The organism is Pseudarthrobacter sp. 01T43, assembly GCF_056398665.1.
In genome coordinates, this window is record NZ_JBFTPV010000008.1 from 135,221 (window position 1) to 157,661 (window position 22,441).

The following is a 22,441-nucleotide window of genomic DNA, read 5'->3' on the forward strand; positions in this document are numbered from 1 at the left end:
CATGCCGGACTCCCCCCTCCTGACTGCCGCCGCAGTTGCAGTGATCACCCTGGCGATCGCCGTCGTCGTTGGTCTGGGAATCAAGCTGCTGCGGTCGTTCCGCGAGCTGGGCACCGACGCCGAGCAGGCTACCTACAAGACCCTCCACGCGGCGTCCCGGGCGGGGCAGCACCTGCGCACAGGACTCAATCCGGCGGGGGCCGCCAAGGCGAGTAAACAACTTCGCGCCCTGCTGGGCTGCGATGCGCTGGCCATCACGGACACGGCGGGCCTACTGGCCTGGGATGGGGCGGCCGAGGAACTGAAGCCGCTGCTGATGGGCCTGGCCGCCGATGTCCTGACGGGCGGACGCACCACGGTGCTTCAAGCCCGGGAGCTGGGCGTGGAGCCTGCCTCAGGCGCCCTGGCCGCAGTCATCGCGCCGGTGCGCGCCGGTTCACGGGTAGTGGGCGCTGTGGCGGCGTTTGCCCCCTCGGCAGGCGCCGGGCTGGTGCGCGCCACCAGCGAAGTGGCCGACTGGGTGGCCGTCCAGGTGGAGCTCGCGGAGCTGGATGCATCCCGGACGCTGCTGATGGAAGCTGAAGTGCGTGCCTTGCGGGCCCAGATCAGCCCGCATTTCATCTACAACTCGCTCAACGCCATCGCGTCGTTCATCAACACTGACCCCGAACGGGCCCGGGAACTCGTGGTGGAGTTCGCGGACTTCACGAGGTACTCCTTCCGGCGGCACGGTGACTTCACCACCCTCGCAGAGGAACTTCGCTGCATCGACCGGTATCTGCTGCTGGAGCGGGCCCGGTTCGGGGAGCGCGTGCAGGTCAGCCTGCGCATTGCGCCGGAGGTGCTGGGCACCGTTATCCCGTTCCTGAGTCTGCAGCCGCTGGTGGAAAATGCTGTGCGGCACGGCCTTGAGGCCAAGGAAGGCGCCGGCCACATCACCATTACGGCCAACGATTCGGGCGCCTTCGCGGAGGTGACCATCGAGGACGACGGCGTGGGTATGGATCCTGCCGAACTCCAGTCCATGCTCGCCGGACACCGGGACGGGGACCACGTGGGGTTGCGCAACGTGGACGCCCGGCTCCGCCAGGTCTATGGGGACCAGCACGGCCTGGTGATAGAGACCGCACCGGGTGAAGGGACGCTGATCACCCTGCGCGTACCCAAGTCCCAACCCGGCCACGATGCCTGAGTCCGGCACCTTGATCCCAGCCGCACACTTCCAGCCGCACGCTTCCAACCGCACGCTTCCAACCGCCTCCGGCGGATATTGTAGGACCATGATTAATGTTCTCGTCGCCGACGACGAGTTACCCGCCGTGGAGGAACTGGCATATCTGCTGGGCAGGGACGAGCGCATTGGCACCATTCACCGTGCCTCCTCCGGTTCCGAGGCGCTGCGGGCCCTCAGCAGCGAATCCGTGGACGCAGTTTTCCTGGACATCCACATGCCCGCCGTGTCCGGCCTTGATGTTGCCCGCGCCATCTCACGCAGCAGCAAGAAACCGGCCGTGGTGTTTGTCACCGCGGACGAGGACTGCGCCCTGGAAGCCTTCGAACTGGCTGCCGTGGACTACCTGCTCAAGCCCATCCGGGCCGAGCGGCTGGCGCGCTCGGTAGGCAGGATCAGCGAGCTCCTGCGCGACGGCGGCGCCGCGCCTGAGATGATCACCGTTGACCAGGGCGGCACCACCAGGATGATCCGGCGCGACGACGTCACGTACGTCCAGGCGCAGGGAGACTACGCCCGGCTGCACACCGCGGACGCCAGCTACCTGATCCGGGTACCGCTGGCCGACCTGGAGCAGCAGTGGGCGGACGCCGGCTTCATTAGGACACACCGGTCCTACCTGGTGGCGCTGAAGCACGTCTCGTCCATGAAGCTGGCTGCCGACAGGCCCAGCGTCTCGGTGGCCGGCGCCAGCCTTCCCATCAGCCGCCGCCACCTTCCCACGGTCAGGGAAAAGCTGGAAGCCACCCGAATCCGGCCTCAGGCATGACACGCGTCCGCGTTACTGCGCCGCGCTCGGCACTCCGCCCGGCCGGCGAAACACGCGAGGCAGCCGAGGAATCAGAGGTGGGACAGGTCTTCGTCAGGTCCCTGATCCGTTCCCAGCTTCGGCTTGCCCTGGTGGTGGCCGTCGGCTTCATGCTGATCCTCGGCGCCTTCCCGGTGCTGCTGGCAGCAGTGCCCGGCCTCGCCGAGGCCCGGATTTGGGGCATCCCCTTCGACTGGCTGCTGCTGGGTGCGGGGATCTACCCGGTCATTGGCCTCAGCGCGTGGCTCTTCATCCGCACGGCCGCCCGGAATGAGGCCCGGTACCGCGACCTGGCCGGAGACAGGTGATCTCCCGATGAATCCCGCGGTCGGTGTGGTGGCCCTCGTTGTCGTCTCGGTGGCGACGGCCGTGATCGGCTTCTACGGGCTGCGGATTTCCCGCACCACCGGCGATTTCTATGTTGCCTCCCGGACGGTCCGGCCATGGTGGAACGCCTCGGCCATCGGGGGCGAGTACCTGTCCGCTGCCAGCTTCCTGGGTGTGGCCGGGCTGATCCTGCTCTCGGGAACAGATGCGCTGTGGTTCCCTGTCGGCTACACCGCCGGGTACCTGATGTTGCTTCTGTTTGTGGCCGCCCCGCTGCGCCGTTCCGGGGCGTATACCATCCCTGACTTCACCGAGGCCAGGCTGGATTCGCGGGCCGTGCGCAGGGTGACCAGCCTGGTGGTAGTGGCCGTGGGCTGGCTGTACATCGTGCCGCAGCTCCACGGCGCCGCCCTTACCATCCGCATCTCCACCGGCTTGCCGCCATGGGTGGGCTCAGCGGCCGTGGTGATTGTGGTGTGCCTGACTGTAGTGGCAGGCGGCATGCGTTCCATCACCTTTGTGCAAGCGTTCCAGTACTGGCTGAAGCTCACTGCCCTGGCCGTTCCGGTCCTGTTCATTGTCTTCACGCTGGCCGGCAACGGGACCGCTGCCGTGGCCCCCGCGGCCGTGAACCCCACCGCGATGGCTCCCGCCGGTGCATACCAGAACGTCTCGCTGCTGGTGGCACTGCTGTTCGGCACTTTAGGACTCCCGCACGTCCTGGTGCGGTTCTACACGAACCCCGACGGCAGCTCGGCGCGACGGACCACGCTGATCGTGCTCGGCCTGCTCTCGGTGTTCTACCTCTTTCCGACCGCTTACGGGCTGGCGGGGAGGATGTTCGCGCCGGAGCTCGCCCGGTCAGGGCGGTCCGACGCGGTGGTTCTGCTGCTGCCCGGACAGCTGATCGGCGGTACTGCCGGCGACCTGCTCTCGGCTTTGGTGGTTGCCGGTGCGTTTGCCGCCTTCCTTTCCACCACGTCGGGGCTGGTGGTTTCACTGGCCGGCGTCATCAGCCAGGATGTGCTGGGCGGCGGCGTCCGCGGTTTCCGGCTCGCCGCCGTCATTTCCGCCATCGTCCCGCTGGGCTTCGCCCTCACCACCGATTCCATGGCCCTCGCCGGCAGTGTGGGGCTCGTGTTCGCGTTCACTGCTTCCACGGTCTGCCCGGTCCTGCTGCTGGGCATCTGGTGGCGCGGCCTCACGGACACCGGAGCCATTGCCGGAATGGTGACGGGCGCCGTTCTCTGTGGCGGCGCCATGGTGTGCGGCGCCGTCCTGGGCGCGGGGACGCCGTTCTGGCTTGCCCAGCCGGCGGCGTGGACTGTGCCCGCCGCGTTCGCCGTGATGGTGTTGGTCTCGCGCCACACAAAAGACCGGATTCCGAAAACCATGACACGGGTCATGACGCGGCTGCACACGCCGGAACGGCCGCTGGTGACAGAGCGCTGAGCGGCCGGAAGCCGGTCAGTCGATGGCGGCCATGAGTTCGACCACGCGGTCCAGGAAGGCGTCAACCTGGGTTTCCTCGTACCCGTCCTGGCCCGCCGCGGGGCGGAAGACGGCCCGGCGGACGCTGTCGACGCTGAGCGGCTTGTCCTCCTCGAGGTATCCGATCAGGTCATAGCAAAGATTGTCCACGTCCAGGATGTTGTAGCTGCGGGTCTTCTTCTTGGTGGGGCGCCGGAAGCGTTCCCCGTCCGGCCGGTGCAGGCGGCCACGAAGGATGCCGGACAGGTTGCCGATCTCGCGGAGCCAGGCATCTTCGCCCCGCGCAGCAATCAATTCGTCCCGTTCACGGCGCGCGAACGCGTCTTCAAGGCGGTCCAAGGCTGCGTCCACGACGGCCGCGGAGTAGCCGCCCTTGACCGGGTCAAAAGAGACGCTCCGGACATCGGCACTGCTGACGGCGTGGATGGTGGCCTTCGGCGTCTCGAGCGCCACCTTGGCCCGCTGCAGGAACTGGTCCACCTGCTTGGCGTTGTAACCAAACTCGTTGCCCCGCACGCGCTCAAACGACGCGGGAATTTTCCGTTGAAAATCCAATGCCACTGTTGTTCCTTTGTTGCTTTTCAGCTGGGTCAGGTTGGGCACCAGTCTATTGGTGCCGCCGATGTCCGGCGAGGTAGGCGGTCGTGATCAGGTGGGTGTGGGCTGGCTCAGGCACCCGAGACGGTGGAGAAGAGGATAAACGCTACGGGCGAGGCAAAGACGATGGAGTCCAACCGGTCCATCACACCCCCGTGTCCGGGCAGGACGCTGCTCATATCCTTGATGCCGAGTTCGCGTTTGACCATCGACTCGGCGAGGTCTCCCGCCGTGGAGGCTGCAACGAGGCCCACCGCCAGGATCACACCCACCCACCAGGGCCTGTCGATAATGAAGATGCAGGCCAGGATTCCGATGAGCATGGCCCCGGCAATCGACCCGGCAAACCCTTCCCAGGATTTCTTGGGGCTGATCTTCGGCGCCATGGGATGCTTGCCGAGGGAGGCTCCCACGAGGTACCCGAACGTATCGTTCGAGACCACCAGCAGAAGCATGACCGCCACTTGCCAAGCTCCCGGCGGAATGGTCCCGCCGGGCCAGAGCCCCACCGGGGTGGCGACACCGACGGCGTGCAGCGGCAGTGCCGCGAAGCTGATGAAGAACGGCACCCAGCCGAGCGTGAAAACTCCGGCAAAGATGCTGTTCGCCGATCCGGCGGGGCTCTCCACCGATCGCCACAGCAGCACCGCCACGCAGCTCAGGAGCATGGCAAAGAGGAGGCTTTCCAAGCCACCAAAGTATGCGGCGAACGGCATGGCGATAGTGCCCACCATGACCGGGACAATAGGCATCCGGGTTCCGTTGGCCTCAAGAGCACGGAAGATCTCCCAGACGCCGAAGACAGCGAACCCCGTAGTGACGGCAACGAATCCGAGCGGGAGGAAAAGCAGTCCCCCGAGCACGCCGATCAGCATGGCCAGCCCCACCACAATCGCCGCCGGAAGATTCCGGCCAGCCTTGGGCGTCGGGTTGCTCCGCGGCTGTTTCCCCCTCGTGCGCGCCCGTTGTGCAGGGGCCTGCTCTGCCTGGCTCATCAGACTTCGAGCAGCTCTGCTTCCTTGCGCTTGAGCAGCTCATCGATGCCGTCGACGTGCGACTTGGTCAGGGCATCCAGTTCCTTCTCGGCGCGGTTGCCTTCGTCTTCGCCCGCTTCGCCGTCTTTGACGAGTTTGTCCAGTGTTTCCTTCGCCTTGCGGCGGATGTTGCGGATGGAGATTTTCGCGTCCTCGCCCTTGGTCTTGACGATCTTCACGTACTCCTTGCGGCGCTCCTGGGTCAGGTCCGGAATGGTGATCCTGATGACGTTGCCGTCGTTGGAGGGGTTGGCGCCCACCTCCGAGTCACTGAGGGCACGTTCGATGTCGCGCAGGGCGGTCTTGTCAAACGGCGTGACGAGGATGGTGCGTGCATCCGGGATGGCGAAGGACGCCAGCTGCTGCAGCGGGGTGGGTGAGCCGTAATAGTCCACCAGCACTTTGTTGTAGAGGCCGGGGTTTGCCCGTCCGGTGCGGATCGAGGCGAAGTCTTCCTTGGCTACCTCGACAGCCTTGTCCATCTTCTCTTCGGCTTCGAGCAAGGTTTCTTCGATCACGGTCTCTCCTCAGAAATCAGTGCAGTACGCATACCGGCTGCACAATCTTGGTTCAGTGTTCCTGGTTCCATCGCTGGTCCTGCCAGCGGGGATGGAACCGTGCTGAAATCATCCTAGCCGTAGCTAGGGGGTCACCAGGGTACCCAGCTTTTCGCCCCGGATGGCGCGGGTAACGTTCCCTTCACCTTCCATCCCGAAGACCACCATGGATAGGTTGTTGTCCTTGCACATGGTCATCGCGGTTTGGTCCATGACGCGGATGTCGCGGCGCAGGGCGTCGTCGTAGCTCAGTGTGTCCAGGCGCTCGGCAGCTGGATCCTTCTTGGGATCCGCGGTGTAGACGGCATCCACGCCACTCTTGGCCATCAGGACGACGTCTGCATGGACCTCCAGGGCACGCTGGGCAGCGACGGTGTCTGTGGAGAAATACGGCAGTCCCGCCCCCGCGCCGAAGATGACGACGCGGCCCTTTTCCATGTGCCGGATGGCCCGGCGCGGAATGTACGCCTCGGCGACCTGGCCCATCGTGATGGCGCTCTGGACCCTGGTTTCGACGCCGGCCTGCTCCAGGAAGTCCTGGAGGGCAAGGCAGTTCATGACCGTGCCGAGCATGCCCATGTAGTCTGCGCGTGAACGGTCCATGCCGCTTTGGGACAGCTCCGCCCCGCGGAAGAAGTTTCCGCCACCCACAACGATGGCGACTTCGACGTCGGGCACTGCTGCAGCGATTTGCTTGGCGACGCCGCGGACAGTGTCAGGATCAACGCCCAGCTTTCCGCCGCCGAAGACCTCACCTGAGAGTTTCAGGAGGACGCGGCGTCGGTTCTTTTCCGGCTGGCTTGAAGTATTGACGGCTTCCATGGGTGCCTTCCCGTTGGTGAACTCTGAAAAAGGTTATCGTGCCTGGCGGTCAAAGGTCTCATTGGCCCTTGCCGGGTGCATGCAAAAGGGGCGGCCACCGAAGTGGCCACCCCTTTAGCGGATTCGACTAGGAGCCGACGCGGAAGCGTGCGAAGGACGTGCCCTTGACGCCGGCCTCTTCGAGGACCTGCGCCACTGACTTCTTGGCGTCCTTGGCGAAGGCCTGGTCAACCAGGACCTCGCCCTTGTAGAAGCCCGTGACACGGCCTTCCACAATCTTGGTCATGGCGGCTTCGGGCTTGCCTTCAGCCTTGGCAGTCTCTTCGGCGATGCGACGCTCGGACTCAACCAGATCGGACGGAACGTCTTCGCGGGTCAGGTAGTTCGGGGACATCGCTGCGATGTGGACTGCAACATCGTGTGCGGCGGTGGCAGCGGCTTCGCCTTCACCGTCGACAGCGAACAGGACGCCGACCTGGGCCGGGAGATCCTTGGAGGTCTTGTGGAGGTAGGCGTCAACAGTGCCGCCCTCGATGCGGGAGATCCGGCGGACAACAACCTTTTCGCCCAGGATTGCGCCTTCTTCGACGACAACCTCGGACAGCGGCTTGCCGTCAACTTCGGTGGCCAGGAGGGTGTCGAGGTCGGCAGCGCCGGACTCAACAGCAACGGTCAGGACCTTGTCGGCCAGCTGGATGAACTTGTCAGCCTTGGCAACGAAGTCGGTCTCGCAGTTGACCTCGATCATGACGCCGACGCCGTTGCTGACCTTGGCAGCAACCAGGCCTTCAGCGGTGGAGCGGCCTTCGCGCTTGGTAGCGCCCTTGAGGCCCTTGATGCGGATGATCTCGATGGCCTTCTCGGCGTCGCCATTGGCTTCGTCGAGAGCCTTCTTGACATCCATCATGCCGGCGCCAGTGCGCTCGCGCAGAGCCTTGATATCAGCGGCAGTGTAGTTCGCCATGTGAACCCCTCTGTCTAGAAAATTTATGTGGTGTACGGACCGACAGGACAGCGGCTCACCGGGTGAGCCGCCATCCTGTCAGTGATCCGGCGCTGCGGACAGCGCCGGATAATCCGGATTTACTTGTCTTACTTGTCCGCGTCGGCGGCGGGAGCCTCGGCAGCGGCCGGGGCTTCCTCGGCAGCCGGAGCAGCCGCAGCTTCCTCGGCAGCCGGAGCTTCTTCTGCCGGAGCAGCAGCTGCGGGAGCTTCAGTCTTGCTTCCTTCGAGGAGCTCGCGCTCCCATTCAGCCAGCGGCTCTTCCGGAGCTTCGGTGGTGCCGGTTGCACGCTGGTTGCGGGCGATGAGGCCCTCTGCAACGGCGTCTGCGACAACGCGGGTCAGCAGGTTYACGGAGCGGATGGCGTCGTCGTTRCCCGGGATCGGGAAGTCGACTTCGTCGGGATCGCAGTTGGTGTCCAGGATGGCCACAACGGGGATGTTCAGCTTCTTGGCTTCGTCGACAGCCAGGTGTTCCTTCTTGGTGTCCACGATCCAAAGCACGGACGGTGCCTTGGTCAGGTTGCGGATACCGCCGAGGTTGGTCTCCAGCTTGGTGAGTTCACGGCGAAGGAGCAGCAGTTCCTTCTTGGTGTACGCGGAACCGGCGACGTCGTCGAAGTCGATCTCTTCCAGTTCCTTCATGCGCTGGATGCGCTTGGAAACGGTCTGGAAGTTGGTCAGCATACCGCCGAGCCAGCGCTGGTTTACGTAGGGCTGGCCAACGCGGGTTGCCTGCTCAGCAATTGCTTCCTGAGCCTGCTTCTTGGTGCCGACGAACAGTACGGTGCCGCCGTGTGCAACGGTGGCCTTGACGAACTCGTAGGCGCGGTCGATGTAGGACAGCGACTGCTGAAGGTCGATGATGTAGATGCCGTTGCGCTCCGTAAAGATGAATCGCTTCATCTTCGGGTTCCAACGGCGGGTCTGGTGTCCAAAGTGGACGCCGCTGTCAAGCAGCTGGCGCATAGTTACGACGGGCATGCCGACGCTCCTTCCGGCAGGTCATTCATGAGAAAGCCTTGCGGCCCTCTTACCCTGCCAATAGTTGACGGTTGATTAGCGTGGCCCGGGACGGGCCGTGCTCCTGGCATCCATTGCGACTCTCATCAGGCCCGCGAGGGTCTGACCGCAAGAGGCGCAATCCTCCTCAAACAAAGCCGGGGCTTCAGAATCGGAGGTCTGGATGCGCGTAGTCAGTCGCTGCTCCCCCGCATTCCTGAATGAGGCGTGCCGACGCAAGAGCGTTGAGGGCACAGCAAACTGCTCCACCAAGTGTACTACAGGCGCCGATACCAACCGGACAGCAGCGGGGCCTCCCGCAGGCGTTTTCCACATGGCAGAGCCGGGCACTCCCGGCGGCTAACCCGGCACGGAAAGCTGGGTGAATGAAAGCAACACTTATGCTCGCCGCCTTGGTTCTGCTGACCGCGTCCCCGTCCGCGGCCCCGCGGCCTGATTGGGATTGGCCGCTCTCCCCCAAACCGGCAGTGCTGCGCACTTACGATCCGCCGGACAAGCCGTGGATGAGCGGGCATCGCGGCGTGGACCTTGAGGCAGCCCACGACGGCGACCCCGTCACCTCACCGGCTGCAGGCACCGTGAGCTTTGTGGGGGTCGTCGTGGACCGCCCCGTGATCACCATCGATCACGGCGGCGGACTCCGCAGCAGTTTTGAGCCTGTTGAGAGTCCGCTGGCAGCCGGAGCCGTGGTGGCGAAGGGCGGGATCATCGGCACCCTGCAGCCGGGACACTGCGGAGCGCTGCACTGCGTCCACTGGGGCGTCAGGCGGGCCGACGACTATGTCAATCCGCTGGAATTCGTGACGGACCTCCGCCCGTCCATCCTGCTGCCGGTCAGTGGCGCCGCCCCGGCAGCCCTAGACGATCGCTGAAATCCCCGTGATGGCGCGGCCTGTCACCAGCGTGTTGATCTCATGGGTTCCCTCGTAAGAGTAGATGGCTTCCGCATCAGCGAAGATCTTGGCCATTTCGAAGTCGGTCACGATCCCGTTGCCACCCAGGAGGCCCCGGCCGATCGCCACGCTTTCGCGCATCCGGGTTGTGGTGAATGCCTTAGCCAGAGCGGACTGTTCGTCCTTGGCCTGGCCGGCGTCCTCCAGTTGGGAAAGCCTCACCATCATGCCCATCGAGCTGACCGCGTTGCCTAGGATCTGCACCAGCTGACTCTGGACAAGCTGGAAGGACGCCAGCGGCCGGCCGAACTGCTGGCGCTCCACGGCGTACCGGCGCGCCACATCGAAGGCGGCAAGCTGCTGGCCCACCGCCTGCCAGGCGACAGCCAGCCGGGTGACCTTGAGGACCTTGTTGGTGTCGCGGAAGCTGTTGGCACCAGCGAGCTTATAGAAGTCGGGAACCACCACGTTGTCCAGGACAATGTCTGCATTCTGGACGGTCCGTAGTGAGATCTTGTTTTCAATCTTGGTGGCGCGGAAGCCGGGAAGCGCCGTGTCGACCAGGAATCCCTTGACCTGGTTGTCTGCGATGTCCCGCGCGTAGATGACCACCCAGTCGGAGAAGGTTGCGTTGCCAATCCACCGCTTGGCGCCGTTGAGGATCCAGGTGTCGCCGTCGCGCCGTGACGTGGTGCGGGTGCCGCCGGCCACGTCGGAGCCGCCAAGGGGTTCAGTGAGGCCGAAAGCGCCGATCTTCTTAAGCGAATAAATGTCCGGCAACCAGGCTTCCTGCTGTTCCTGGGAGGCAAGGGCCTCGATTGAGCCGGTGAAGAGTCCGTCGTGGACGCCCAGGAAGGTGGCAATGGAGGCATCGGCACGGGTGGCCTCAGCGTGGACCAATCCGGCAAACAGGTTTGAATAACCCTGGCGACGTACGGGGCTCACCAAGTCGATTTCAGCCAGTTTCGGGATGAGGTCCATCGGGAATTCACCGCGGTTCCAGCAGTCCACAGCAATCGGCCGGACTTCGCGGGCCAGAAAGCCCCGGATCTCGGCCAGCCGGTCCTGCTCCTTGCCCGTAAGCAACTGCTCAAAGGCGAAGAAGTCGCCATCAGCGTACGGAAGGTCGTTGACGTCAATGGATTTCCTGGACATGGGTTCCTCGCTGGGGATGAGTGCTGACGGAAGGGCTCCAAGGGATGGAGGTCCCCGAAGTCCAATAAGTTACTGGTGAGTAACTTACCGCATACGCCGTACCCTCTGCAACGGTGTTCATGGACGGAAGCTGCAGCCAACAAGGCCACCAGCGGAGGGTACCTACAGCCGCAACGCTGCAGCACGCCAGCCGCGCGGCGAACTTTCGGTATGGTCGGGGTGCAAGGATGTTGCACTCTTTTGCTGGGGGGATTCGCCATGACTGACCCGCGCCGCGAGGCCGTTCTCATCCGTCGCCAGGATCAGTCGGGTTTTGACGACAAAACTTCGGAAGTCTTGGACTACGTGGCAGGCGCAGACTTCACCTACTTATCTTTCCAGCTCGCCGGCGGCCCGAAGAGGTACAGGTATGCGGCCCGGAAAGTGATGATCCTCCGTAACCCGGTACGGGAACCCCTGGGCGAAATGGACTATGTCAGCATCCGTGGCCAACCCGTACAGGGCGTGACGGAAGTCTGGCGCTTCGATGGTCCCGGCCAGACGCGGTGGCGGATTTTCTCGTCAACCGGCGGACGCGAGACTTATCAAATCTGTGGGCAGGACGAGTTCAGCATCGTCCGGGCCGCTGATCTCGACGCCGACGCCTATGACGTCCTCCACTACTGGCACGACCTGGTGTCCCATCTCGGGCCGAACGACCCGCTGCGCTCGTTGTACAGGAATTTTCGGGCAGTCCCCCAAGGGAGCGTCCTGGACCTCTATCTTCGCGGGGAAGCCTTGGAGGCCTCGGCCGCGGTCGAAGAAGTTATCTTTCCGTTCTCCTCCAACCTCAGCCAGCGCGAAGCCCTCCAGAAAGGGCTCACCCACCGCATCTCCGTCATCGACGGGCCGCCTGGCACAGGAAAGACGCAAACAATACTCAACCTGGTTGCCAACATCATTAGTTCCCCGGGCAAGACTGTAGGCATTGTCTCTTTCAACAACGCAGCGGTGGAGAACGTTGGTGACAAGCTTGCCAGGGAAGGGTTCGGCCACATCGTTGCAGATTTGAGGAAGAGCGACTTCCGACGTGAGTTTTTCGCGGGACAACACACTGCAAACGTCGAGGTGCACCGCAGGGTAGGAGGCTCTCCCGTTCCGATGCCGGCGGCCGGCCGGATTTCGGACCTGGACGTGCGTCTTCAGCACCTCCAGGCGGTGGCGAGGGAATTGGCGTTGCGGCGGCAGGAACTGGATGCCTACCGGCTGGAGCGGCGTCACTTCAGCCTCCACGTCGACAATCACGGGCTGCCCCCGCTCCCAGCTCTGACGCTCTTGAAGCTGCCGTCCAGCCGTATCCTCGAGTTCCTGGCCGAGACGGCGGCCGTCCCCGTCAACGAAGGCCCCGCCAAAAGGTTCTTCCGACGGTTTACGGGCCGTTTCCGGTATGGCTCAACACGAAACATCGATCCCAACGACACCGATGTTGTCCTGCGGCTTCAGGCTTCCTACTACGACAACAAAATCACGGAGCTGGAACAACAGATCGGGAAAGCGGAGGGACAGCTCTTTCAGGACGACTACCCCGGTCTCGAAGATGAACTGAAGCAGGTGTCACGGCAGGCTCTTGAAGCAAGCCTGTATCAGCGGTACGCCGGTTCCCGGTCGCCAGGTTATTCGGACGCCACCTATTTACGGCACTTCACGTCGTTCACCAACGATTACCCAGTGGTTTTGAGTACCTGCCACTCGCTGCGGCGAAGCATCCCGCCTGGCTTCCTGCTGGACTACCTGATCATCGACGAAGCGTCCCAGGTGGACCTGCTGGCCGCGGGCCTGGCACTCTCCTGCGCACGGAATGTCATCGTCGTCGGTGACCTGCGGCAGCTCCCGCACATCCCGGAGAAGAGTGCTTCCGAGCGCGCCCGGCCGGCACCGGCCCCCAGTTATGACTACGGGCGGCACAACATCCTGTCCTCCATAATCGAACGCTTCGGCACCGGGCTCCCCCGCACGATGCTCCGCGAACACTACCGCTGCGATCCCTCGATCATCGACTTCTGCAATAAGAAGTTCTACGGCGGCCAACTGGTCCCTTATACCACCAGTGATCCGGGAAACAGGGCGCTCGTGGTGGTACGTACCGCCGAGGGAAACCACATGAGGCAGCATGCCGGTGGCCGCACCAATCAACGGGAAGCGGACGTCATTGCGAAGGAAGTGCTGGCACAATTCTGCGCCGGTACGCTACACGAAGACATCGGGGTGGTCACGCCGTACCGCCGGCAGGTCGATAAAGTCGCGGAAGCTCTCCAGAACAAAATCGAGGCCGACACAGTCCACAAATTTCAGGGCCGTGAAAAAGAAATCATCATCATGAGCACGGTCTTGGACGAGACCAAGGGCGGACGTTCCGGCGTTGAGTTTGTTGATAACCCGCAACTGGTCAACGTGGCAGTCTCCCGCGCGGTGAAACGCTTTGTGCTGGTGACCAATCACGACATGCTGCCAGCCAGCCGCCACCTTCGCGATCTGGTCCAATTCATCCAGTACCAGGACCCCGGGAACGATGTCTTTGACAGCGCAGTCCTCTCCGTATTCGACCTCCTCTACAAGGAATACTCCGCGCTGCTTAAGCCCCTGGCTGCCCGCCTTCAGAACACGTCCGAGTTCGCTTCTGAAAACATCGTGTGGACGGTGCTCGTCGAGATCCTTGCCGAGGAACCCTACAAAGATTTTGCCGTTGCGCAGCAGGTCGTCCTGCGCAATCTGCTCCCCGACCTTTCCAGGCTCACGCCCGAGCAAGTTTCCTATGTGAGGAACCGCGCCACAGTCGATTTCGTCGTTTACAACCGCATCACCAACATGCCGGTCCTTGCTGTGGAAGTCGACGGTTTCGCCTTCCACGAGGCTGACGCCCGGCAAGGGGTCCGGGACGGCCTCAAGAACGCGATCTGCCTCGCGCACAGCATTCCGCTCCTGCGGCTGCCGACCACCGGCAGCGGCGAAGAACAGGTGATTCGCCGGCGCCTCGCCACTGCGATTCTTGAAAAGGCAGCATTCTGACACTGATGCCCTCCGGACTGCGTTCCCGCAGACCGGACGGCACCGCACGGTAGGGCTACTCGGACTTGAACCGAGGACCTTAGGATTATGAGTCCCGCGCTCTAACCAGCTGAGCTATAGCCCCATGCGCTCCGCCTACCCGGTCCGATGAGGACTTTGGTTTCAGCAGGGCAAAAACACTCTAGCAAACCGGGACGCCTTCCCAGACCACTGCTGCCGTCCGCCAAAGGCGCTGCCGCCCTCCGCCAAAGGCACTGCCGCCGGCGGCCGGGTCGCCTGGATCAGGCATGCAGGCACCCTGCCCGGCCTCAGACCACTTTGTCTTCGAAGCTTGCGCCGCGGTACAGGTCCTCAAAGGTTTGCAGGGTTCCCTCGATGCTGTGCCGTTCCACCATCCGCCTGCTGGCCTGGCCCATCGCGGCGCGCTCCTCGACAGGCAGCTCCAGGATACGGGTGATTTTTTTCGCGAGGTCGTCGCTGTCGTTGGGGATGAACAGGTAACCGTTCTCGCCGTCGCGCACCAGATGTGGGAGGGCCATGGCGTCCGCGAGCACAACAGGGGTGGAGGCGGACATGGCTTCAAGGGTTACCAGGGACTGCAGCTCAGCAGTACCCGGCATGCAGAAGAGATCGGCTTTGATGTACGCCTCCCGGAGGTCTTCATCACTGGCCAGGCCCAGGAACTTAACCCGGTCCTCGAGGCCCAGCCGTTTGGCCTGCGCTTCGAGGGCCGGACGGACTTCCCCGCCGCCCACAATCTCCAGATGGACATTCAGCTCTGCCGGCGTCTTGGACACCGCGTTGATCAGGACGTCAACGTGTTTCTCTTCCGCCAGCCGGCCCGCAAAGACCACCGTCGGGTTGGCGTGCGGTTCGATGACCTCACCGGGCTGCAGCTCATAGGCGGCGGAATCAATGCCGTTGGACAGGGGCAGCACCTTGCGGAGGAAGGCGTGCTGGTGCATGGCCTTGGCAGCCAGGGGCGTGGGCGTGGTGACGACATCGGCCTGGCCCATGACCTTGCCCATGTCCTTCCAGGAGATCTTGCCGATGATGTCCTTGAGCCACTGCGGGAACGGCAGGAACGGGTTCAGGTTCTCCGGCATGAAATGGTTCGTGGCCACGACCCTGACGCCGCGCTTCACGGCTTCATACAGGACGTGTTCGCCAATCATGTAGTGGCTCTGGATGTGCACCACATCAGGCTTGACCCGATCAAAAAGGAGGCTGATTTCCTTTTTGATCTCCCACGGAAAGCAGATGCGAAAGTACTCGTGGGTGAACACGCCGTGCGAGCGGAGCCGGTGAACAGTGGCCTCGGAGCGGAACTCGGTGAAACTCGCGCCATTGTCCGCGCGGCAGGCCAGCACATTCACGTTGTGGCCGCGGCCGGTCATGCCCTTCGCCAGGCGGTAGCTGAACTGGGCGGCCCCGTTGACGTGGGGCGGATACGTATCCGCGGCTATCAGGATGGTCAGGGGACGCTGGTCGGCGGGCTTTGTCACGTGGAGAGCTCCTGAAGGTCACGGTGCGCAGCTGACGCTGAAAGCACCGGGTGGCCGCCGGCGCGGTGGCGCGGGGCCTCTTGGAATCGGCTGGGTGAAATCGGCTGGGTGGAAGATTCGCGGGTGGAAACGTCTGGTGATGGAAACGGACTGATCGGGCCAACAGGCTAGTGGGACGCCCTGCCCGCAGCCTTCCGCGCTTCTTTCTTGCGCTTGGTGACCTCGGGGTGGTGCCTGGAAAGGGCGATCACCCCCACGATAGCAAGGGATGCTGCCGTAGCCATGGCAATCGCCATCACGGCGTGGACGTCAGGGCGCAATTCACCCAGGATCACGATGCCGATGGCAATTCCCACGATCGGATCGATGACTGTCAGGCCGGCGATGACCAGGTCCGGCGGCCCGCCCGAGTAGGCGTTTTGGACAAACCAGGAGCCGAGGCCGCCAGCTGCGGCGATGGCCACCACCGAGTACCACTGGACATTGAGCAGGAACAGTCCGTTCGGATCCAGCAGGTGTTTGCCGATGATGCGTGTCAGAACAGCCACAAAGCCGAAAAGGACACCGGCGCCGAGGATGTAGACAAATGCGCTCATCCGGTGCCGGAACATCACCGCAAGGGTGCCGAACACGCCGACTGCCAAGGCGAGCAGCAGGACTATGGTGAGCTCGTCCTCCTGGTTCACGTGGTGGTTCTCCTGGGTCACGTTCACGGCAAGAAGGACAAACAGCGCCGAACCGGTCACGCAGGCCGCAATGGACACCATGGTGGCCCGGTTGATGGTGATGTCCTGGTCGCGCGAATTCACCACGGTGGTGATGACCAGCGCGATGGCACCGATCGGCTGCACCACGGTCAGCGGCGCGGAGACCAGCGCCACCGCGTTCATTCCCATCCCGAGGCACAGGAGGAGCAGCCCGAACATCCACCGCGGATTCCGCAGCAGGCGGAGGAATCCGTTTGAATTCAGTGCCAGACCCCCGGTATCGGCTTTGACCGCGCTTCCCTGCTTCTGCGCACCCAAGGCAAGGCAGAACGCCCCAAGCACCGCTAGCAGGACCGCCACCCACACCATCAGGCCGTGCCGCCGTCGTTCTTTTCGCCGCCGAGCTGCGCACGGCCGTGCCCCGCGGCGTCGTGCCCTACAGCGTCGTGCCCTGCGGCGTCGTGATGTGACTGCATTCTGCCCTTCCGCAGAATGGCCCAGAAGTAGTTGTAGGCAGCAATCCAGTGGCCGACGAGGCCGACGCCCAGGACGGTCCAGGCGGCTATGAACAGCGGGCCGCCGAACGGTGAATCAAGTCGCGACAGGACCAGCAGCGGTGTGCCGAGCAGCAGAAGCCCGGTGCGGACTTTGCCGATCCGGCTCACGGGGAGATCCGGATGGCCTCGGAAAAAGGACAGGGTCAGGGCCAGGAGCACGGCGTCGGGCACCAGGAGTGCAGCCAGGTAGAGCCAATGGAGGACGCCTGCGATCACCAGGGTGACTGCCACCGCGATCAGGGCAAGCCGGTCAGCAAGGGGGTCCATAACCCGGCCCAATTTGGACGCCTGGTCGAAGCGGCGTGCAACATAACCGTCGATCCAGTCGGACCCCGCCATGACGGCCAGGACAACCACGGCGACGCCGTACTCCTGCTCCGCGAGGACCAGCCAGATGAAGAGCGGCACACCCATGAAGCGCAGCACCGTCAGGGCGTTGGGTACGGTGAAAACGCGGTCGTGATCGATCTGGGGGCGGTCGGGACGCGCACCAGCGCCGATGAACCTCACTCCGCTCCCTTCCTCCTAAAGCACAGCGTGAACGTGGAACCAAAGCACAGCGTGAACGTGGCGTTCAGTTACGGATTCCGGAGCAGCCTGCGCAGCAACACCGCGAAGATGGTGGCTGAAGCCGCGAGGGCGGCAAGGGGCTTCCAGCGGACGCCGGCACCCTCCGTGGAGTCTGACAACGCGGCGAACTTCTGGCCGGCGGCGGCCTTGCCCTGCGCCAAAACGGCTTTGCCCTCGCCAAGCTTTTCCTTGGCCGCACCAACCAGGAACTGGACCTGGGGCTTGACGTCCAGCTCGGTGTCCAGTTCATCCCGGACTTCGGCGATGTGCCGCCGCCGCTGTTCCAGCCGGCGGTGAAGCTCGGGCTCGGACGCGTGCGGGAACTCCGCCTTGTGCGCTTCGGCTTTGGCTTCCTTCTCCGCCTTGGCCTTCGCAGCGGCCTCATCCTTGGCGGCCTTTGCGGCCTTGGCCTCGGGGCTGGTTGGATCAAGCAGGGCGGCGTTGAAACCCGTGCCTTCCTTGGCGATCCCCAGATCGTATTTGATGCCCCGGATAGTTTCCGCCGGCACCAGGGGCATGGCCTTCTTAAGTTTGCGCACGCCGATCAGGGCCCCAATAAGGGCGATGATCAGGAACAGCGCGCAGACCAGCAGGGCCGCAAGCCAGGCGGGCATGATGGTGGCAAGGCCCATGATGGCTGCCACGATGAGGCCAACTACCAGGAAGGCCACGAAAACGAGGGCGACGGCGAGGAAGGCGGCTGCTACCCCTACCTGGATGCCCTTGCGCTTGAGCTCGACCTTGGCGAAGGCGATTTCGTCGTTGAGTTGGCGGGGCGCGAGGCGAAAAAGTAGTTTCAGCGTTTTGGGCAGCGCGGTGACGCGCAGTCCCTGGCTGGTGCGCCCGGTGTGACGTCCGCTCATCGGTTCCCGCCTTACATGTTGGATGGTCGATTCGGCTTCCCTGTTTTGCGGGAGCGTGCGCCAGCATGGTCCCGCCCCCAAAACTACCATTCAGCTTCAGGCCAGACTTCCGGGTGGCCCCACGGCGCGCCTGTCACACCATAAAGATCGACCACCCGGGCCTAGGATTGGTCTCCGTGACCCTTCACTCCAATCCGGGCGACGCCCTGAGCCGCCGACGGAAACTGCTGTACATTTTCCTGCTCGGCGCCCTCACAGCTTTGGGACCCTTCACGATCGACCTCTACCTGCCGGCCTTCCCTGCCCTCGAGGCCAGCCTTGGAGTCTCCGAGGCGCAGGTCCAACTGACGCTGGCCGGCACCACCATCGGCTTTGCCGTGGGACAGCTGATAGTGGGACCCTTCAGTGACAAGTTTGGCCGGCGGCTCCCGCTGATCCTGGCCACCGCCGTCCACATCGCTTCCTCCGTAGGGGCGGCACTGTCCACCGACATCGCCACGCTGGGATTCTTCCGCGTCCTGATGGGGGTGGGCGCCGCCGGCGGCGGCGTGGTGGCCATGGCCATGGTCCGGGACCTGTTCTCCGGCTACGCCATGGTGAAGATGTTCTCCCGCATGGCCCTGGTGAATGGACTGGCGCCGATCCTGGCTCCCGTGATCGGATCCCAACTTCTCCTGGTCATGCCCTGGCCCGGCATCTTTGTCTTCCTGGCCTGCTACGGGGCCCTGGTGATCGTTGCATCGCTCCTCCTGGTCCAGGAAACCCTGCCGCCGGAAAAGCGCGGCCTGTCAGGCATGACCGCAGGCCAGCGCTACAAGGCTCTCTTCACAGACCGGATATTCGTCGGCCTGCTGGTAGTGGGCGGCATGAACTTCGCCGGTCTCTTCACCTATCTGTCTGCCTCGCCGTTCCTGTTCCAGGACATTTTCGGCTTCTCCCCGCAGGAGTACGGCATGCTCTTCGGCATCAACTCCCTGGGGATCGTGGCCGGCGTCCAGATCAGTTCCAGGCTTATCAGGCGCGTCCCGCCGCAGTGGATCCTTGCCTGCTCGACAGCCTGGATGTTCCTGATGGCTTTGTTGATCGTGATTTTCGACCAGGCCGGCCTGGGCCTCTGGGGCGTGCTTGTGCCGCTCTGGTTCTACATCATGGGCACCGGCTTTACCTTCCCCTGTGTGCAGGTCCTGGCCCTGTCCAGCCACGGCGCACAGGCCGGGACGGCGGCCTCCCTCCTAGGTGCCGCGACTTTCATGACGGCTGGCCTGATCTCGCCGGTGGTGGGCTGGCTGGGTATCACCAGCGCCACTCCCATGGGCGCCGTCCAGGCGGCTTGCATCCTGATGGCGATCGCGGGTCTCTGGCTGATCGTCAGGCCGCGCACTGTCCCTTCCATAGACTGAGTCCGCCGCATACGCAGCACTGTTTCCCCTGCCGTGGCGCACGCTCCCGCGATAAAATAATTCCGTGCCCAGCTGGCAGTACTCCTCCCCGCTCCCGGCCACATGGCAACGTTGCGACTCCGGCATCCTGCCACTGTGGTGGGACCGGCTGTGCGCGCAGACCGGTCAGCAGTCCGCGGCCCTTTATGCGGCCGGGCTCTTTACTGAAGACCGACGCCGGCCCATCGCCCAGTGGTTCAACCCCGCCTTCAGCGCAGCCCTCCTGGTAGCGCCGGAAACCTCCCCTGAGTGGCCGGTGCAGCGCTTCGGCATCTTCTACGCGCCGCCGGGCGCCGGCTTCGCCCGTGTCCACTCAGCGCCGCACGAATGGCACCCTCGGGAACCGCGGAAGGCCCCCACCGAGCACGATGCCTTCCTGGCCGCCATCGCGGAGGCCGAACGTTTCCTGCAGGTTGAAATGGACTTCGTCTAAAGGCAAAAAAGCCCCGCCCTCACACGGAGGACGGGACATTTTTGGTGTTGGCTCCTCCTGCTGGACTTGAACCAGCAACCCTTCGATTAACAGTCGAATGCTCTGCCAATTGAGCTAAGGAGGAATGAAGCAGGTATGACATTAGCAAAGGATTCCCGACAATGTGAAATCGGCTCCGGGAAGGGATGGAATACCCGCCCCTGGCATAAAAAATCCCCGTTCCGGTAACCCGGAACGGGGATTGCGCGCTCCTCCTGCTGGACTTGAACCAGCAACCCTTCGATTAACAGTCGAATGCTCTGCCAATTGAGCTAAGGAGGAATGAAGCGGGTATCAGCCTAGCAAACACCCCGGCTGGAAGCGAAATCAGGAAGCGAAATCAGGAGATCGGGAAGGGGAACGGGCGGAGGCTAGGCGTCCGAGCGCAACGCCCGGCGCTCCATTTCCAGCATCATCAGCTCGCGGTTGAGCCGCTGATAGTCGTCGGGATTGGCTGCGGGGTCCAGCCGCTGCAGCTGTCCCATCTTGTCCGCCTTCACGCGGGTGATCTGGAGCTCGAACAGCCGGGCCAGGATGTCCTTACAGTACTTCTGGACGGCTTCGGCGGTGCTGGCCGGCAGCGGGACCACGGCGAGTTCGGATACCAGCGGACGCAAGGGTTCGGGGACTTCGTTCATGATCTGCTCCACCCAGCGCACCGGCTCGCCGATCAGTCCCGGACCCGAGGCGCGCATGGCGTCGTGAACGGCCTGGAATGCGGGCGTCACGAACCGCGCAGCCGAGAAACGCTCCCAGATGCCGCCGCCGAGGGATGCGGGCTCCTGCAGCGCCACCTCCAGCGCCTGCCGCTCCATGGACGCTACCGGATCCCGGGGATCGGGGCGGTGGTACGAAGGGACAGCGCCCGACGCCGGTCCGGCAGCGACGCCGGGTCCGCCGGCTGGGGTGCCACGCACCGGTGCGGAAGCTCCGGATGGTGTGGCCTGCGACGCAGGGGCCCCGCTGCCTTCACGCTTCATCGCGACGGCCACCGCCCGGCTGACCTCTTCAACGGCAATGCCGAGCCAGCCGGCCAGTTGACGGGCATAGGCGGGCCTGATGGCGGCATCGCGGATCTGGGCCACCACCGGAGCAGCTTCGCGCAGCGCCGCCACGCGGCCCTCCACGGTGTCCAGGTTGTGGCGCTTCAACGTGGCCTTAATGGCGAACTCAAAAAGCGGACGCCGGCTGTTGATCAGGTCGCGAACGGCGGCGTCGCCCTTGGTCTGCCGGAGGTCGCAGGGGTCGGCGCCGGTGGGGTCCACGGCTACATAGTTCTGCGCCACGAAGCGCTGGTCCTCCTCAAAGGCGCGCAGCGCGGCCTTTTGCCCGGCGGCATCCCCGTCGAAGGTGAAGATGACCTCTCCCCCGCTGCCGTCGTCGGACAGGAGCCGGCGGGCGATCTTGATGTGTTCGGTGCCGAACGCGGTGCCGCAGGTGGCCACCGCCGTCGGAATTCCCGCGAGGTGGCACGCCATCACATCTGTGTAGCCCTCCACCACCACCAACTGCCGGTCCTTGGCAACATGCCGTTTGGCGAGATCGATCCCGTAAAGCACCTGCGATTTCTTGTAGAGCGTGGTTTCGGGGGTGTTGAGGTACTTGGGGCCCTGATCGTCCTCGTAGAGTTTCCGGGCGCCGAAACCGATCGTGTCACCGGCGATGTCGCGGATGGGCCATATGAGGCGGCCGCGGAACCGGTCGTAGATCCCCCGGTTGCCTTCGGAGAACATCCCGGTCAGCTTGAGTTCAGCGTCCGTAAAACCGCGCCCGCGCAGGTGCTTCAGGAGGGCATCCCAGCCCTGTGGCGCGTAGCCCACTCCGAACTGCTCCGAGGCGGCACGGTCAAAACCGCGGTTGTAGAGGAAGTTCCGGCCCTCGGCGGCGCCGGGCGTCAGCAGTTGTGCGCGGAAGAACTCGTCGGCGATCTTGTGGGCGTCCAGGAGGCGCTGACGCTTGCCCACCTCTTCGCGGCTGGGGCCGGTTCCGCCGTCCTCGTAGCGCAGTTCGTAACCGATGCGGGCGGCCAGCTTTTCGACTGCCTCGTGGAAGGAAGTGTGGTCCTGCTTCTGGACAAACGAGATAACGTCGCCATCTTCGCCGCAACCGAAGCAGTGATACCTGCCCACCTGAGGGCGAACGGTGAACGACGGCGAGCGCTCGTCGTGGAAAGGGCACAGTCCCTTGTACGTTCCCAGCCCGGCACCCTTGAGCGTGACATAGCCGTCAACCACTTCTTTGATGTCCGTGCGCTGGCGTACTTCGTCAATATCTTCACGTTTGATCAGGCCAGCCACAGAGCCATCTTAGTCCCCGGACGAAAATGCTGGCCCCGCGGTTGAG

General features: G+C 63.9%; 20 protein-coding genes and 3 tRNA genes. 8 read left to right on the plus strand and 15 right to left on the minus strand.

The annotated features are described in order from the left end of the window. Position 1: 1 nt before the first annotated feature. The 4 genes from AC1DIM_RS10195 (at position 2) to AC1DIM_RS10210 (ending at position 3,818) form a co-directional block, all read left to right on the plus strand. On the plus strand, positions 2-1,192 hold the full coding sequence (locus AC1DIM_RS10195) for a sensor histidine kinase (RefSeq protein WP_477710362.1): 1,191 nt from the start codon (positions 2-4) through the stop codon (positions 1,190-1,192). 88 nt (positions 1,193-1,280) lie between these two features. Continuing rightward, positions 1,281-2,000 carry a LytR/AlgR family response regulator transcription factor gene (locus AC1DIM_RS10200; RefSeq protein ID WP_477710363.1) on the plus strand — a complete coding sequence of 240 codons (720 nt, stop codon included), beginning with the start codon at positions 1,281-1,283 and terminating at the stop codon, positions 1,998-2,000. Beyond that, a complete protein-coding gene (locus AC1DIM_RS10205; RefSeq protein WP_477710364.1) occupies positions 1,997-2,347 on the plus strand; it encodes a DUF485 domain-containing protein in 351 nt (116 codons plus the stop codon). The genes AC1DIM_RS10200 and AC1DIM_RS10205 overlap by 4 nt, the downstream gene beginning before the upstream one ends. Positions 2,348-2,354: 7 nt before the next feature. Next, a complete protein-coding gene (locus tag AC1DIM_RS10210) occupies positions 2,355-3,818 on the plus strand; it encodes a sodium/solute symporter (protein WP_477710365.1) in 1,464 nt (487 codons plus the stop codon). A gap of 15 nt (positions 3,819-3,833) precedes the next feature. Here the strand turns inward: AC1DIM_RS10210 and AC1DIM_RS10215 are convergent, their stop codons facing one another. The 6 genes from AC1DIM_RS10215 to rpsB all read right to left on the minus strand — a co-directional run bounded on the left by AC1DIM_RS10215 (position 3,834) and on the right by rpsB (position 8,853). Further along, the gene (locus tag AC1DIM_RS10215) at positions 3,834-4,418 is read right to left on the minus strand and encodes a DivIVA domain-containing protein (protein ID WP_477710366.1); all 585 of its coding nucleotides are present in this window, start codon (positions 4,416-4,418) and stop codon (positions 3,834-3,836) included. A gap of 107 nt (positions 4,419-4,525) precedes the next feature. After that, a complete protein-coding gene (locus tag AC1DIM_RS10220; protein WP_477710367.1) occupies positions 4,526-5,449 on the minus strand; it encodes a phosphatidate cytidylyltransferase in 924 nt (307 codons plus the stop codon). Beyond that, a complete protein-coding gene (frr, locus tag AC1DIM_RS10225; protein WP_477710368.1) occupies positions 5,449-6,006 on the minus strand; it encodes a ribosome recycling factor in 558 nt (185 codons plus the stop codon). The genes AC1DIM_RS10220 and frr overlap by 1 nt, the downstream gene beginning before the upstream one ends. Positions 6,007-6,129: 123 nt before the next feature. Continuing rightward, positions 6,130-6,867 (minus strand): UMP kinase, encoded by a 738-nt coding sequence (gene pyrH / locus AC1DIM_RS10230; protein WP_477710369.1) that lies wholly within the window; start codon positions 6,865-6,867, stop codon positions 6,130-6,132. A gap of 127 nt (positions 6,868-6,994) precedes the next feature. Next, positions 6,995-7,831: a translation elongation factor Ts gene (tsf, locus tag AC1DIM_RS10235; RefSeq protein ID WP_190988617.1), complete on the minus strand. Its 837-nt coding sequence runs from the start codon at positions 7,829-7,831 to the stop codon at positions 6,995-6,997. A gap of 128 nt (positions 7,832-7,959) precedes the next feature. Then, positions 7,960-8,853, minus strand: a complete 894-nt coding sequence (rpsB, locus tag AC1DIM_RS10240) for a 30S ribosomal protein S2 (protein ID WP_477710370.1) — start codon at positions 8,851-8,853, stop codon at positions 7,960-7,962. Between the two features lie 404 nt (positions 8,854-9,257). Between rpsB and AC1DIM_RS10245 the strand changes: the two genes are divergently transcribed. After that, the gene (locus tag AC1DIM_RS10245) at positions 9,258-9,764 is read left to right on the plus strand and encodes a M23 family metallopeptidase (protein WP_477710371.1); all 507 of its coding nucleotides are present in this window, start codon (positions 9,258-9,260) and stop codon (positions 9,762-9,764) included. Here the strand turns inward: AC1DIM_RS10245 and AC1DIM_RS10250 are convergent. Then, complete coding sequence (locus AC1DIM_RS10250; protein WP_477710372.1) at positions 9,750-10,940, minus strand: acyl-CoA dehydrogenase family protein; 1,191 nt, start codon at positions 10,938-10,940, stop codon at positions 9,750-9,752. The genes AC1DIM_RS10245 and AC1DIM_RS10250 overlap by 15 nt on opposite strands. A gap of 258 nt (positions 10,941-11,198) precedes the next feature. Here AC1DIM_RS10250 and AC1DIM_RS10255 point away from each other — a divergent pair, with 258 nt between their 5' ends. After that, positions 11,199-13,985: an AAA domain-containing protein gene (locus AC1DIM_RS10255; RefSeq protein WP_477710373.1), complete on the plus strand. Its 2,787-nt coding sequence runs from the start codon at positions 11,199-11,201 to the stop codon at positions 13,983-13,985. A gap of 50 nt (positions 13,986-14,035) precedes the next feature. Here the strand turns inward: AC1DIM_RS10255 and AC1DIM_RS10260 are convergent. The 5 genes from AC1DIM_RS10260 to AC1DIM_RS10280 all read right to left on the minus strand — a co-directional run bounded on the left by AC1DIM_RS10260 (position 14,036) and on the right by AC1DIM_RS10280 (position 18,187). Beyond that, positions 14,036-14,109: transfer RNA gene (locus AC1DIM_RS10260), tRNA-Ile, on the minus strand. A 184-nt stretch (positions 14,110-14,293) separates the two neighbouring features. Next, positions 14,294-15,490, minus strand: a complete 1,197-nt coding sequence (locus AC1DIM_RS10265) for a glycosyltransferase (protein ID WP_477710374.1) — start codon at positions 15,488-15,490, stop codon at positions 14,294-14,296. A 167-nt stretch (positions 15,491-15,657) separates the two neighbouring features. After that, positions 15,658-16,566, minus strand: coding sequence for a DMT family transporter (locus tag AC1DIM_RS10270; RefSeq protein ID WP_477710375.1), 909 nt, complete (start codon positions 16,564-16,566; stop codon positions 15,658-15,660). Continuing rightward, positions 16,566-17,264 (minus strand): CDP-alcohol phosphatidyltransferase family protein, encoded by a 699-nt coding sequence (locus AC1DIM_RS10275; protein ID WP_477710376.1) that lies wholly within the window; start codon positions 17,262-17,264, stop codon positions 16,566-16,568. Before AC1DIM_RS10275 ends, AC1DIM_RS10270 begins: the two co-directional genes overlap by 1 nt. Positions 17,265-17,332: 68 nt before the next feature. After that, a complete protein-coding gene (locus tag AC1DIM_RS10280) occupies positions 17,333-18,187 on the minus strand; it encodes a phage holin family protein (protein WP_477710377.1) in 855 nt (284 codons plus the stop codon). Positions 18,188-18,363: 176 nt separating this feature from the next. Here AC1DIM_RS10280 and AC1DIM_RS10285 point away from each other — a divergent pair, with 176 nt between their 5' ends. Both AC1DIM_RS10285 and AC1DIM_RS10290 read left to right on the plus strand, forming a co-directional pair. Beyond that, entirely contained in the window at positions 18,364-19,587 is a 1,224-nt protein-coding gene (locus AC1DIM_RS10285; RefSeq protein WP_477710378.1) for a multidrug effflux MFS transporter, read from the plus strand. Positions 19,588-19,651: 64 nt separating this feature from the next. After that, positions 19,652-20,059, plus strand: a complete 408-nt coding sequence (locus tag AC1DIM_RS10290) for a hypothetical protein (RefSeq protein ID WP_477710379.1) — start codon at positions 19,652-19,654, stop codon at positions 20,057-20,059. Positions 20,060-20,107: 48 nt separating this feature from the next. Here AC1DIM_RS10290 and AC1DIM_RS10295 read toward each other — a convergent pair. From AC1DIM_RS10295 to dnaG, 3 genes are all read right to left on the minus strand, one after another. Beyond that, a tRNA-Asn gene (locus AC1DIM_RS10295) sits at positions 20,108-20,183 on the minus strand. A gap of 124 nt (positions 20,184-20,307) precedes the next feature. Continuing rightward, a tRNA-Asn gene (locus AC1DIM_RS10300) sits at positions 20,308-20,380 on the minus strand. Between the two features lie 89 nt (positions 20,381-20,469). After that, the gene (gene dnaG / locus AC1DIM_RS10305; RefSeq protein ID WP_477710380.1) at positions 20,470-22,395 is read right to left on the minus strand and encodes a DNA primase; all 1,926 of its coding nucleotides are present in this window, start codon (positions 22,393-22,395) and stop codon (positions 20,470-20,472) included. Positions 22,396-22,441: the final 46 nt, after the last annotated feature.

Bases quoted from the DNA above. Each gene is read 5' to 3' on its own strand.
- AC1DIM_RS10195 (WP_477710362.1), top strand. From the start codon at position 2: ATGCCGGACTCCCCCCTCCTGACTGCCGCCGCAGTTGCAGTGATCACC.
- AC1DIM_RS10200 (WP_477710363.1), top strand. From the start codon at position 1,281: ATGATTAATGTTCTCGTCGCCGACGACGAGTTACCCGCCGTGGAGGAA.
- AC1DIM_RS10205 (WP_477710364.1), top strand. From the start codon at position 1,997: ATGACACGCGTCCGCGTTACTGCGCCGCGCTCGGCACTCCGCCCGGCC.
- AC1DIM_RS10210 (WP_477710365.1), top strand. From the start codon at position 2,355: ATGAATCCCGCGGTCGGTGTGGTGGCCCTCGTTGTCGTCTCGGTGGCG.
- AC1DIM_RS10220 (WP_477710367.1), bottom strand. From the start codon at position 5,449: ATGAGCCAGGCAGAGCAGGCCCCTGCACAACGGGCGCGCACGAGGGGG.
- pyrH (WP_477710369.1), bottom strand. From the start codon at position 6,867: ATGGAAGCCGTCAATACTTCAAGCCAGCCGGAAAAGAACCGACGCCGC.
- tsf (WP_190988617.1), bottom strand. From the start codon at position 7,831: ATGGCGAACTACACTGCCGCTGATATCAAGGCTCTGCGCGAGCGCACT.
- AC1DIM_RS10245 (WP_477710371.1), top strand. From the start codon at position 9,258: ATGAAAGCAACACTTATGCTCGCCGCCTTGGTTCTGCTGACCGCGTCC.
- AC1DIM_RS10250 (WP_477710372.1), bottom strand. From the start codon at position 10,940: ATGTCCAGGAAATCCATTGACGTCAACGACCTTCCGTACGCTGATGGC.
- AC1DIM_RS10255 (WP_477710373.1), top strand. From the start codon at position 11,199: ATGACTGACCCGCGCCGCGAGGCCGTTCTCATCCGTCGCCAGGATCAG.
- AC1DIM_RS10270 (WP_477710375.1), bottom strand. From the start codon at position 16,566: ATGGTGTGGGTGGCGGTCCTGCTAGCGGTGCTTGGGGCGTTCTGCCTT.
- AC1DIM_RS10280 (WP_477710377.1), bottom strand. From the start codon at position 18,187: ATGAGCGGACGTCACACCGGGCGCACCAGCCAGGGACTGCGCGTCACC.